We start from the raw sequence: 12,611 nt of genomic DNA on the forward strand, positions 1-12,611 counted from the left end.
GTGTACCTTACTGGCGGGTCTATTTGGCTTATGAGAACAATATTTCAAATCGTAAGTTTAGTTTTTTTCAGTCATCTTAGTAGTGGCTGGGCGCTGGATATTGCCTTACCTGAAATGGGGGATAGCGCAGGTGAATTGATTTCTCCTCGAGAAGAGCAGGAGATTGGTCAAGCATTTTTCTGGCGCTTACAACAAAGTACTGACTTGGTAGAAGATCCTGAGGTGAATAGTTATATCCAGTCCTTAGGTTACCGATTGGCTTCTAATAGTAACGAACCTAATTTGAACTACACTTTTTTTGTTGTTCCTGACGCTACTGTAAATGCGTTTGCTACGCCAGGTGGGTATGTAGGGGTCAATTCAGGCTTGATTCTGACCGCAGCAAATGAAGATGAGCTGGCTTCGGTAATGTCGCATGAGATTGCGCATATCACGCAACGCCATATACTGAGAAGCTTTGAAAATTCAAAACGGATGACGATTCCCCGAACAGCTGCCATGATTGCTGCAGCGCTGTTGGGTGCCGCTGATCCTAAAGCCGGTTCGGCGGCGATCATGGCAGTGCAGGCAGGGAGTATTCAGAGTCAGATTGACTATACCAGGGCGAATGAGGCAGAAGCTGACAATATAGGGATGCAGACATTAGTTAAATCAGGGTTTAATCCTGATGCGATGCCCAGTTTTTTTGAAAAGCTCCAGCAAGCGAGTCGCTTTTATGGTGGCGATGCGATTCCAGAGTTTTTACGAACTCACCCAGTCACCACATCACGTATAGCCGATGCTAGAGGTCGTGCATCTCAATATAAGGTAAAACCAAGGCTTTCAGATCATGAGCAGTTTTACTTAGTCAGAGAAAAGCTTCGTGTGATGACGGCGCAGGATAGTCAGGATTTGATTAAGTATTATCAACAGCAATTAACGGAAGATAAACCAGAAAATAAAGATCCGCTGAATTATGGTTATGTGCTGGCATTAATGAAGAGTGCACAATACACCCTAGCGCGTCAGCGTTTGATGCCATTGATTGAGAAAGAGCCTGATCGTTTGGCCTATCAATTGGCGTTGGCAGATATTGAATTATCAATAGGTCGTGTCGATGCAGCCCTGGCGATTTATGAAGACAATCAGCGTCTATATCCTGACGATCGTGCATTGACGCTGAATGAGGTGCATGCCTTGTTAAAAACAGGCAGACCCGATAAAGCGGCTAAGCTATTACAGACCCAGATTGAGCTGGGTGAGACAGGACGGCAGATATATAAGCTAATGGCCCAGGCGAAAGGTGATATGGGGCAAAAAAGCGAGTCGCATGCATGGCTTGCTGAGTATTACTATCAGTCAGGCTTACTGAAGGCCGCTGCAGATCAATTGCACCTGGCTGCAGAGGCGGCTGGTCATGATGAATATCAACTTTCCAAAATTGCTTCACGATTGCGGGAAGTTGAGAATGCGATGAGTGAGATGGAAAATTAAATAATGACGGAGAATGCCGACAAGCGACGCAGACAGTTTTTGAAAAGTGCTATTTCAGCATCTACATTGGCATTGGTGGCCAGTACTGGCTTGCTGGCTCCAAAACGCGTACTGGCACATTGGCCCTCTGATGCCTTTACGGCGGATACGGTTGAGGATGCGCTGCTTACCTTATTAGGACAGGCACAAGATATTCCAGAAGATAAAGTGAGTTTTAAAGTGGGCTCACCACCTAGCTACGCCGTTAATGGCGCCTCTGTGCCTTTTGAGGTGATATCCAGTTTGGAGAATATAGAACGGATTGCTATTCTCGTGGATAAAAATCCCAATCCATTAGCAATGAGTATCGAACTCACAGAAGGTGTAAAACTGCCATTCAAAAGCATGATAAAAGTGGCGGAAGATTCAAAAATCATTGCTGTCATTCGTGCCGATGGCAAGCTTTATCAAACCTCACGTGACATCTCAGTTGATATTGGAGGATGTGCCTGATGGCCATAACTGCCCGAGACCGGATTCGTGCCAAACTAAAAGAAGGCGATACGACTGTAAGAGTATTACTCGCCCATCCGATGCATACCGGTAGAGGTAAGGATGAAAACGGTGAGTTGATCCCAGCCCAATTTATTCAGGATATTCGTTGCTGGCGAAATGGTAACGAGGTGATGGCGATAAAATGTGGCACGGCAACGGCTCGTAATCCTTATTTCTCTTTTCAATTGGCGGGAGGAGCCGTTGGCGATAAGATTATGATTCGCTGGGTCGATAATCTGGGCGCTAAAGGCGTAACAGAAACTGAGTTACGATGAGTCTTAAGTTAAAAGTTAATCTGTTTTTTACCGTGCTCTTACTGGTGGCATTACTCGCCAGTACCGGTGTTCTGATTACTAACGCACGAAAATCTGTTCAGATTGAAGTTGAAGATACGATGGCTGCCGCAGCTCGTCTTATTACTCTGACCTTAGCCGATAAACCGCTTAACCGGGATTATGGTATCAACCAGCAAATCCATGAAATGGTCAAAGCGCTGAGTCAGATAAGAAGTTTACATATTTTGATGTTCGATTCGCAGGGGCTTCTTTTCGAAGGAGAGCCGGATGAAACACTCAAAGTCGAGCCTCCTGAGTGGTTTGTCAAAGTGCTGTTTCCCGAAGTGACACCTCTCTCTAAACGGTTTGGCACCGGCCATATGGTGATTTATGCTGCGCCAATGCAAGAAATCAGTGACCGTTGGATGGATATACGGAGCATCCTGGCCTTAGGTATGGTGGCTTTTGTATTTGTCAGTATTTTCCTTTACTGGGGTGTTGACTGGTTTTTAAGGCCTTTGCAGAGACTATTGCAAGTTTTGTCTGCGTTTGAGAAAGGCGATTTGCACTTACGCCTGCCGGATTTCAGCCTGGCTGAAATGAATCAAATCAGTCATACCTTTAACAGAATGGGTCAGGCGCTGGAACTGAGTATGGCAGAAAATCAACGTTTAGCCATGTTAGTTCGGCAGTCCGGCGATGCCATTTTGTCACTGGATCATGCTGGTAATATCACATTTTGTAACTCTACAGCCGAACGTTTATTTGCCAAACAAACCTTGGTGTTAAAAGGTGAAGCACTTGCTAACCTGGGCTTTGAACAGTCTCATCAGAAAATAGCTTCCATTTTAGAAAACTGTGAAACCACAGAAAATATGGAGACTACGCTGTTACGACCAGATGGCGAAAAAGTGGCCTTACTTATGTCAACGGTGCCGTTATTTGATAAAGAGCAGCAGGTCATTGGTCTGATTTGTACACTGCGTGATATCACCGAGCTAAAACAGGCTGAGGCCGCTAGAACGCAACTCAGGGAGACGCGTTTACTGACTCAGCATATGGATGAAGTACAAGAAGCGGAACGGCGTCATTTAGCCAGAGAGCTTCATGATGAGTTGGGTCAGTGCCTGACAGCGATAAAAACCGATGCGGTATTAATCCGCAATCGTACGGAGCAGAGCGAACCGCGAGTGTTCAACAGTGCCCAGGCTATTATTGATACGACGAGTCATATATATGATGTAGTTCATAATATGATCACGCGTTTACGCCCGAGTCCTTTGGATGATTTAGGATTGGTGCCGACACTTGAGCAAGCGATTACCAGCTGGCAGGCACGTGAGCCTGATATCCAGTTTGATATTCGGGTGTCAGGTCGTTTAGATAATCTGAATGAAATGATGAATATGACGGTATTCCGTGTGGTGCAGGAAGCCATAACCAATGCAGTCAGACATGCGGAGGCAAGTCAGATCAATGTTATTGTAAAAACACAGAAAGCCAGTAATAGTGATATAGATAATCTTTCTATCGAGATTAAAGACAACGGTAAAGGTATGGTTGTTAAAGACCTACATTCTGACGTCGACTTTGGATTGTTGGGCATGCGCGAGCGTGCTCACAGCCTCGGGGGTGAGTTTGAACTTACCAGTGAGCCAGGCAATGGCGTCAAAGTCAGCGTGGTTATTCCTCTAAGAGCGGACAGATTATTATGAGTCTGGATAAAAAAACAATATTGCTGGTTGATGATCACGAACTGGTGCGAGCAGGATTTCGTCGACTTTTGGAAGATGGTGACAAATTTACTGTGATTGCAGAGGCAGGCAGTGGTGAGCAGGCTGTTCAGGATTTCAGTAAATATCATCCTGATATTGTTGTTATGGACATATCCATGCCTGGCATCGGAGGTGTAGGTGCCATAGAAAGGATCACTGCCAGAGACCCCTCTGCAAAAATTCTTGTCCTTAGTGTGCATGAAGATAGTGTCTTTACAACAAGGGCAATGCAGGCAGGGGCGTTAGGTTTCATTCCTAAACGGAGTGCTCCGGAAGAAATGCTACGAGCAGTAGAAATGGTCGCTCAGGGCAAAACCTGTATTGCGCCTGAAATCGCTCAGCAGCTAGCCATGCAAAAACTGACTGGTTCAGAGAATCCGATTGATGTCTTGAGTCAGCGAGAGTTTGAAGTCTTCCGTTTGCTGGCGGAAGGTAAAACGGTAAACGAAATTGCGGATATCTTGAATTTAAGCCCAAAAACAGTGGGCACTCATCACACCAACATCAAGCAAAAATTGAATGTCTCAAACTCTGCAGAGTTAGCGCGCTTGGCGATTCGTAGTGGTTTGCTTGATGCATGAGAAAATCCTGTTTAGTTTATTCAGAAAAATCCTGAGTCATGTCGAGTAAAAACCTCTCTGAATTGTTTACACAAATCCGTAGACTGTGAACCATGGAATTCAGCCAATAGTGACTGAATCAATTAAGAGGAATTGATTATGTGGACTAAACCAGAATACTCAGACATGCGTTTTGGCTTTGAAGTAACAATGTATATTTGTAATCGCTAAAACGCCTTTCTTTCTAAGAAATTCAAAAAGCCCCGTTAATCGGGGCTTTTTTTTGTCTGTCACTTTTGTAAAAGGGAATTTCTCCTATCTCCAAGACATCACTGCAATACTAGAATGCTTATTTATTTCACATAGTCCTAGTGCATGAATCTCAGATATAGACTCAATCTTATCGTCACAGCTGTCTTGTTAATTATTTTAGTGATTGGCGCTGTAAAAGCGATCCATAGTGCTCGTGAAGATGTTAGGGCTGAAGTCGCCTCTACCATGGACTTCGCCTTACACATGCTCAATGCCGAGTTAAGTCATTTTAAATTCAAAGACAAAGTGCTTAAAGAGCAGCCTGAATCACCATTTATGCTGAATAAGCTCACGGGAGTCAGGCATTTAAGAATCGAATTTTATGGCATGCATAATCAACTTATCGAAAGTAATGAAGATGAAACCAGTAATGACCATAAACCCTATCCCGACTGGTTTGGTCGCGAGATGTATTCTGCCCTTGATGATTTAAAACCTGAACGACTGCCGGTTTATGTGAATTCGCAAAAAATTGGTGAGTTAGTCATAAAACCTAAGCCTGATAATGAAATAGCCGAGGCCTGGGATGAGACGAAAACACTATTGACCATGATTTCATTATTTTTTGTCTTTGTGAATATTCTAGTTTATCTGGTAGTGGCTCGCGCCTTAAAACCTATCGATCAGATAATTTCTGCGCTGACTGATATTGAAACTGGGAATCTGGATAGCCGATTACCTATATTTGAATTACCCGAAATGGCCAGTATCAGCCATAAATTCAACATGATGGCTTCTACCTTACAAAGTAGTATTCGTAATAACCATCGCCTGACACAACAGATTATTCGTTTGCAGGAAGCTGAGCGAAAAAGTCTTGCTCACGAACTGCATGATGAAATTGGTCAGCATCTGACGGCAATTCATGTTGATGCTTCGGTGATTAAGTCTACCAACGATCTTGAGGCTGCTAAAAAAAGTGCTTCGGCGATTGATGAAGTAGTGGGCTTGATGATGGATATTCTGCGAACCATGCTGCAGCGCTTGCGTCCGGGCGGACTCGATGAATTAGGTTTTATTGCAGCAATGCAGGAGTTAGTGGATAGCTGGCGTGAAAGACATCCGAATATTGAAGTGGAATATCAATTTGATGGTGAGTTCTCGTCACTGGAAGAAAATGCCCAATTAACACTTTATCGCGTCATACAGGAATGCCTAACCAATATCAGCCGCCACTCAAAAGCCAAGCAGGCATGGATCATTTTAAAAGAGGAAAAGCGTGCCATTCATTTGACCGTGAGTGATAACGGCAAAGGCTTTGAACCATCACAGCACACACAGCGTTTTGGTCTCGCAGGAATGAAAGAACGCTTAGACAGTGTGGGCGGCACTTTTGATATTACATCTAATTTAAATCAAGGCGTCACGATTGATGTGACGGTTCCCAAACAAGGAGATAATGCGTGAGCCAGTTAATTAAAGTCATGCTGACTGATGACCATGCCGTAGTCAGATCAGGTTTATGTCGATTACTCGAACAAAATTCAGACATAAAAGTGATTGCTGAAGCGGAGAGTGGAGAACAGGCCTATCAAACTTATCCGGAGAATCGTCCGGATGTGTTAGTGATGGATATGTCGATGCCTGGCATGGGGGGCCTTGAGGCATTACGCAGGATTCTTCATCGTTGGCCTGATGCACGAGTCATTATGTTCTCTATGCATGAAAATGCGACCTATGCAATTCAGTCGCTGACCGCTGGCGCCATGGGTTACGTAGCAAAATCGGGTAATGCTGAGGATCTTGTTAAGGCAGTAAAAGAAGTCGCGTCAGGCAAAAGCTTTTTGAGTGCAGATATGGCACAAAAAGTCGCTTTGCAAAGTTTGACTGGCGATGATAACCCGACGCAAAGATTAACTTCACGGGAATTTGAAGTTTTCCGTTTATTGGCGGAAGGAAAGTTAGTAGAAGAAATTGCGGGACGATTAAATATCGGTCAAAAAACAGTCGCTAATTACCAAACAAGTCTCAAACAGAAGCTAGATATTCATTCTCCGGTTGAATTGGTCAGATTGGCCATGAAATATGGTGTAATTACGGAGCAGTGATTTTCACTTAAATGACAATTATTTCATCAGTTTAGGTTTTACTTCCTTAAGTTGTGTCGATTTGTTCCCGCTAAAATCGGGAATCTTTGGTAATGATTCTTGGGCATAACGAGCATAAAGTGTGGGAACCATGTCGTTGTTATTCCTCTCGACATGTTCTGTAATCAAACACTAGGGATTAAAAATGAAGCTGAAAACTTTGTCATTAGCAATGATGACATTGGCAGTGCCAGGCTTGGCTGCTGCCGATGAATTGCTTGAAATGCAAAAAAATCCGAATAACTGGGTAATGCCAGCAGGTAACTACAACAACCAACGTTACTCTGAATTAACTCAAATCAACAAAGACAATGTCAAAGATTTAAACATGGCATGGTCTTTCTCAACCGGTGTTTTACGTGGTCACGAAGGTAACTCTTTGGTTATCGGTGACACTATGTATGTCCATACTCCTTTCCCAAACATCGTTTATGCGTTGGACTTAAACAACGATGGTGCGATGAAATGGAAATATGAACCCAAACAAAACTACGATGAAACAGTACCTGTTATGTGCTGTGACACGGTTAACCGTGGTTTAAGCTATGGCGATGGCAAAATTTTCTTGAACCAAGCCGATACAACACTTGTTGCATTAAATGCTGAAGACGGCAAAGTGGTTTGGTCTGACAAACGTGGTGATCCTAAAAAAGGTGAAACCAGCACAGGCGCTGCATTTGTTGTTAAAGACAAAGTCTTAGTCGGTATCTCAGGTGGTGAGTTTGGTGTACGTGGTTATATCAAAGCCTATAGCCTGGATGGTAAAGAACAGTACACGGCATACAGCACAGGTCCTGACAAAGAAATGTTAGTTGATCCTAACAAAACCATGTCTATGCTGAAGCCGGTTGGCAAAGATTCATCTTTGAAAACCTGGCAAGGTGACCAATGGAAAATTGGTGGTGGTACCACTTGGGGCTGGATTTCTTATGACCCCGATCTGAACATGTTCTACTATGGTTCAGGTAATCCATCTACCTGGAACCCGGTTCAACGTCCTGGTGACAACAAATGGTCAATGTCTCTATGGGGTCGTGACTTAGACACCGGTATGGCGAAATGGGTTTACCAAATGACGCCACATGATGAGTGGGATTATGACGGTATCAACGAAGTCATTCTTGCTGATCAAAAAGTGAAAGGCAAAATGCGTAAAACTGCTGTCCACTTTGACCGTAACGGTTTTGGTTACACCATGGACCGCGTCACTGGTGAACTGTTAGTGGCTGAAAAATATGATCCAGCAGTTAACTGGGCAACTGGTATTAATATGAAAACAGGTCTGCCTGAGCGTGCTGCAAAATACTCAACAGCAGCCAATGGCGAAGACGTTAATACTACGGGTATTTGTCCTGCGGCCTTAGGTTCTAAAGACCAACAGCCAGCGGCATTTTCGCCTCGTACAGGTCTGTACTATGTGCCAACCAATCACGTTTGTATGGACTATGAACCATTTGAAGTGGAATACGTAGCGGGTCAACCTTATGTGGGTGCAACGCTGAATATGTTCCCTGCACCAGGTGGTACTCACATGGGTAACTTCATCGCTTGGGATGCCCGTGAAGGTAAGATCGTATGGTCAAACCCAGAACGTTTCTCAGTCTGGTCGGGTGCCTTAGCAACAGCGACTGATGTCGTGTTCTACGGTACATTAGAAGGTTACCTGAAAGCCGTTGATGCACAAACAGGTCGTGAGCTGTGGAGATTCAAAACTCCATCAGGCGTTATCGGTAACGTCAACACCTACAAACATGACGGTAAACAGTATATTTCTGTACTGTCAGGTGTCGGTGGTTGGGCTGGTATCGGTATGGCGATTCCAAGCTTAGAAAACGAAACAGATGGTCTAGGCGCAGTCGGTGCATATAAATCACTGTCTAGCTGGACTAACCTGGGTGGTGTTCTGAGTGTATTCAGCCTGTAAGACCTAGATGATATAGATTACTCCGTAATCTTAGTCTGAATAAAAGGCCCGGCATCGTTTGATGTCGGGCTTTTTTTATTCAGCCAAGGTTCACTTGTCACATGTGAAAATACTCAGACTGGTCAGATCGGGAAGATTTGCCGGTGATTCATTCGTTTTTTAGGCATAGAGTGTGATGACCTACATGCCCTGAAAACGCATTTTTAATGAATAAACTGAGTAATATGACATTTCTAAGATTTTTAATTGCTTCTGCAGTCGGAATTTATGCTGGCACCAGCCAAGCTGATGAATTACAAAAACTTCAAGATGATCCGGCCAACTGGGTGATGCCAGCCGGAAATTATAATAACCAACGATACTCATCACTCAAGCAAATCAATAAAAAAAATATTAACAAGCTGAACATGGCCTGGTCTTTTTCGACAGGTGTTTTACGTGGTCATGAAGGCAATTCTCTAGTCATTGACGATACTCTATATATTCATACACCTTTCCCTAATATTGTTTATGCGCTCGATTTAAATAATGACGGTGCTATTAAATGGAAATACGAACCCAAGCAGAGCTATGACGAAACTGTGCCAGTCATGTGCTGTGATACGGTCAACCGAGGCCTGGCTTATGCAGATGGAAAAATATTTCTTAATCAGGCAGATACGACCTTGGTTGCGTTGGATATGCACACAGGTAAAGTCGTTTGGTCTGATAAACGTGATGATCCAACGACAGGTGCCACCAGTACTGGCGCCGCTTTTGTTTTTAACGATACGGTTTTAGTTGGTATTTCTGGCAGTGAATTTGGTATTCGTGGTTATGTTCAGGCATATGATTTACAGGGGAATGTGAAGTATAAAGCCTATACCACAGGACCCGATGATGAGATGTTGGTAGATCCTGTAAAAACCACCTCAATGTTGAAACCGGTAGGTAAAGATTCATCTCTGAAAACATGGCAGGGTGATCAATGGAAAATCGGTGGCGGTGTCACATGGGGTTGGTTTTCATACGATCCTGACTTAAATCTGTTCTATTACGGGACAGCAAATCCTTCCACATGGAATCCCGTACAACGACCCGGTGACAATAAGTGGACTATGTCATTGTTTGCCAGAGATTTGGATAGTGGAATGGCAAAGTGGATTTACCAAATGACACCTCATGATGAATGGGATTATGACGGTGTGAATGAAATTATTCTCAGTGATCAGAAAATTAAAAATAAACTACGCAAAACCGCAGTTCACTTTGATAGGAATGGTTTTGCCTACACCATGGATAGAGAAACGGGTGAGTTATTACTGGCGAAGAAATTTGATCCATCTGTGAACTGGTCAAAAGGGGTTGATTTAACCACCGGAAGGCATGACCGTGTTCAACAATATTCGCCCGATTTTAATGGTGAAGATGAGAATACAACGGGTATTTGTCCTGCAGCGTTAGGGTCAAAAGATCAGCAACCGGCGGCTTATTCTCCACGAACCGGTTTGTTTTACGTGCCAACCAATCATGTTTGTATGGATTATGAACCATTTGAAGTCGAGTATGTGGCCGGTCAGCCATATGTTGGAGCCAGCCTGTCAATGTACCCGGTAGATGACGATCCCAACTTAGGTAATTTTATTGCCTGGGATGCCCGTGAAGGCAAGATTGTCTGGTCTAACCCAGAACGTTTTTCTGTCTGGTCAGGTGCTTTGGCAACTGGGTCAGATATTGTTTTTTACGGCACCCTTGAAGGCTACTTAAAAGCGGTGGATGCCAATACCGGACGCGAGCTTTGGCGTTTTAAGACGGCATCGGGAATCATTGGTAACGTCAATACCTATGAACATAATGGCAAACAATACGTTTCAGTGATATCTGGACTGGGTGGCTGGGCCGGTATTGGTATGGCGATGGGACTAAAAAATGATGCTGATGGCGATGGAGCAGTAGGTTTATACAAATCACTTTCCAGCTGGACAAATCTAGGTGGTGTATTAAGTGTCTTTAGCCTCTAAGCCAACTTACTTTCCTAAGATAAAAGTGATGTAAATATTAATGATAACAGTCATTCTGGTTGATGAGCATCATGTTGTACGTGCTGGGATTAAACGTCTAATTGAAGAACAGAGTGACATATTAGTGATTGCAGAGACCAACCAGAGTGATCAACTGCCAGCCTTGTATGAAGAGTATCAACCGGATGTATTCATCATTGATATGAATACGGCTTATGGCTCGACCTTAAATAGGGTTAATGAGCTTACAATGACATACCCAAGCGCCCGTGTGATGATATTTTCGAACCTGCCGGAGTCTTTTTTTGCTAATGAAGCTATCCAATCTGGTGCAAAAGCCTACATAAGAAAAACCAGTACAACTGAAGAATTGCTGCTAGCCATTAGAAGTGTCGCTGCAGGCAAAACATATCTGAGTGTGGATATTGCCGAAAAATTGGCATTAAAAAATGTTGCTGATGATCTGGAGCCAAGCACAATACTTACCCCTAGAGAGTTTGAGATTTTTCGTTTACTTGCTGAAGGTATGGAAGTAGAATCCATCGCGAAAGAATTGAAGATCAGCCTCAAAACAATGGCTAATTATCAAACGCAGTTAAAGCAAAAGTTGAATATAGCGACACCCATTCAGCTGGTTCGTTTAGCACTCAAGCATCACGTTATCACCCTAAATGAATAATCAGAATTCATTTCTAGCGCCAAGTCAATCCCGAGTTAACTATGATTAATTCCTGCTTATATAGGGAGTTGCTCCTAATGTGCTAGGGGAAAAATAAGAATAAAGTATTCAGCAGTGGTTATTTATAGATTAGCCACCTATAAAAACAAACCTTCAATACTAGAGGTATATAAAATGAAGCTGAAAACTTTATCAATCGCAATGATGTCATTGACTGCGCCTGGCTTGGCTGTAGCTGATGAATTGCTTGAAATGCAAAAAAATCCGAATAACTGGGTAATGCCAGCAGGTAACTATTCAAATACACGTTACTCAACATTAACTGAAATCAACAAAGACAATGTCAAAGATTTAAACATGGCATGGTCTTTCTCAACCGGTGTTTTACGTGGTCACGAAGGTAACGCTTTGGTTATCGACGGTACTATGTACGTTCACACACCATTTCCAAACATCGTATTCGCATTGGACTTAAATAATGATGGTGCGATCAAATGGAAATATGAACCCAAACAAAACTACGATGAAACAGTGCCTGTTATGTGCTGTGACACGGTTAACCGTGGTTTAAGCTATGGCGATGGCAAAATCTTCCTGAATCAAGCGGATACAACATTAGTTGCTCTGAATGCCGCTGACGGTAGCGTAGTTTGGTCTGACAAACGTGATGATGCAAAACGTGGTGCGACCAGCACTGCAGCGGCTCACGTATTTAAAGATAAAGTTCTGGTGGGTATTTCAGGTGGTGAGTTTGGTGTACGTGGTTATATCAAAGCCTATAGCCTGGATGGTAAAGAACAGTACACGGCATACAGCACGGGTCCTGATGACGAAATGTTAGTTGATCCTAACAAAACCATGTCTATGCTGAAACCAGTTGGCAAAGATTCATCTTTGAAAACTTGGCAAGGTGACCAATGGAAAATTGGTGGTGGTACAACATGGGGTTGGTATTCATACGATCCAGATCTGAACATGTTCTACTACGGTAA

Annotated in this window: 12 protein-coding genes; all 12 read left to right on the forward strand. The window is 43.4% G+C overall.

All coding sequences use genetic code 11. The annotated features are described in order from the left end of the window. Nucleotides 1–30: 30 nt before the first annotated feature. Complete coding sequence (locus tag AC13DA_RS01030; RefSeq protein ID WP_284452322.1) at nt 31–1,473, forward strand: beta-barrel assembly-enhancing protease; 1,443 nt, start codon at nt 31–33, stop codon at nt 1,471–1,473. A gap of 3 nt (nt 1,474–1,476) precedes the next feature. Then, complete coding sequence (locus AC13DA_RS01035; RefSeq protein WP_284452323.1) at nt 1,477–1,965, forward strand: thiosulfate oxidation carrier protein SoxY; 489 nt, start codon at nt 1,477–1,479, stop codon at nt 1,963–1,965. Next, nucleotides 1,965–2,282 (forward strand): thiosulfate oxidation carrier complex protein SoxZ, encoded by a 318-nt coding sequence (gene soxZ, locus AC13DA_RS01040; RefSeq protein WP_007146864.1) that lies wholly within the window; start codon nt 1,965–1,967, stop codon nt 2,280–2,282. Before AC13DA_RS01035 ends, soxZ begins: the two co-directional genes overlap by 1 nt. Further along, nucleotides 2,279–3,997: a PAS domain-containing protein gene (locus tag AC13DA_RS01045; RefSeq protein ID WP_273178780.1), complete on the forward strand. Its 1,719-nt coding sequence runs from the start codon at nt 2,279–2,281 to the stop codon at nt 3,995–3,997. Before soxZ ends, AC13DA_RS01045 begins: the two co-directional genes overlap by 4 nt. Continuing rightward, entirely contained in the window at nt 3,994–4,638 is a 645-nt protein-coding gene (locus AC13DA_RS01050) for a response regulator (protein WP_284452324.1), read from the forward strand. Before AC13DA_RS01045 ends, AC13DA_RS01050 begins: the two co-directional genes overlap by 4 nt. Before the next feature lie 138 nt (nt 4,639–4,776). Next, nucleotides 4,777–4,848 carry a pyrroloquinoline quinone precursor peptide PqqA gene (gene pqqA, locus AC13DA_RS01055; RefSeq protein ID WP_081443609.1) on the forward strand — a complete coding sequence of 24 codons (72 nt, stop codon included), beginning with the start codon at nt 4,777–4,779 and terminating at the stop codon, nt 4,846–4,848. 144 nt (nt 4,849–4,992) lie between these two features. Next, complete coding sequence (locus tag AC13DA_RS01060; protein ID WP_007146861.1) at nt 4,993–6,336, forward strand: sensor histidine kinase; 1,344 nt, start codon at nt 4,993–4,995, stop codon at nt 6,334–6,336. Continuing rightward, nucleotides 6,333–6,977: a response regulator gene (locus tag AC13DA_RS01065; protein ID WP_007146860.1), complete on the forward strand. Its 645-nt coding sequence runs from the start codon at nt 6,333–6,335 to the stop codon at nt 6,975–6,977. The genes AC13DA_RS01060 and AC13DA_RS01065 overlap by 4 nt, the downstream gene beginning before the upstream one ends. 184 nt (nt 6,978–7,161) lie before the next feature. After that, nucleotides 7,162–8,940 carry a methanol/ethanol family PQQ-dependent dehydrogenase gene (locus tag AC13DA_RS01070; protein ID WP_482945780.1) on the forward strand — a complete coding sequence of 593 codons (1,779 nt, stop codon included), beginning with the start codon at nt 7,162–7,164 and terminating at the stop codon, nt 8,938–8,940. 224 nt (nt 8,941–9,164) lie between these two features. Continuing rightward, complete coding sequence (locus tag AC13DA_RS01075; protein WP_284452313.1) at nt 9,165–10,940, forward strand: methanol/ethanol family PQQ-dependent dehydrogenase; 1,776 nt, start codon at nt 9,165–9,167, stop codon at nt 10,938–10,940. Between the two features lie 40 nt (nt 10,941–10,980). Further along, entirely contained in the window at nt 10,981–11,619 is a 639-nt protein-coding gene (locus AC13DA_RS01080; RefSeq protein WP_284452314.1) for a response regulator, read from the forward strand. 174 nt (nt 11,620–11,793) lie between these two features. Continuing rightward, a partial coding sequence (locus AC13DA_RS01085; RefSeq protein ID WP_284452315.1) for an outer membrane protein assembly factor BamB family protein occupies nt 11,794–12,611 on the forward strand: 818 nt, incomplete at its 3' end.

Source organism: Methylophaga sp. F-2, from assembly GCF_056859315.1.

What these genes read in the sequence shown, in the direction of transcription:
- AC13DA_RS01075 (WP_284452313.1), top strand. Translation starts at nt 9,165, where the DNA reads ATGACATTTCTAAGATTTTTAATTGCTTCTGCAGTCGGAATTTATGCT.
- AC13DA_RS01070 (WP_482945780.1), top strand. Translation starts at nt 7,162, where the DNA reads ATGAAGCTGAAAACTTTGTCATTAGCAATGATGACATTGGCAGTGCCA.
- AC13DA_RS01035 (WP_284452323.1), top strand. Translation starts at nt 1,477, where the DNA reads ATGACGGAGAATGCCGACAAGCGACGCAGACAGTTTTTGAAAAGTGCT.
- soxZ (WP_007146864.1), top strand. Translation starts at nt 1,965, where the DNA reads ATGGCCATAACTGCCCGAGACCGGATTCGTGCCAAACTAAAAGAAGGC.
- AC13DA_RS01050 (WP_284452324.1), top strand. Translation starts at nt 3,994, where the DNA reads ATGAGTCTGGATAAAAAAACAATATTGCTGGTTGATGATCACGAACTG.
- AC13DA_RS01045 (WP_273178780.1), top strand. Translation starts at nt 2,279, where the DNA reads ATGAGTCTTAAGTTAAAAGTTAATCTGTTTTTTACCGTGCTCTTACTG.
- AC13DA_RS01030 (WP_284452322.1), top strand. Translation starts at nt 31, where the DNA reads ATGAGAACAATATTTCAAATCGTAAGTTTAGTTTTTTTCAGTCATCTT.
- AC13DA_RS01080 (WP_284452314.1), top strand. Translation starts at nt 10,981, where the DNA reads ATGATAACAGTCATTCTGGTTGATGAGCATCATGTTGTACGTGCTGGG.
- AC13DA_RS01060 (WP_007146861.1), top strand. Translation starts at nt 4,993, where the DNA reads ATGAATCTCAGATATAGACTCAATCTTATCGTCACAGCTGTCTTGTTA.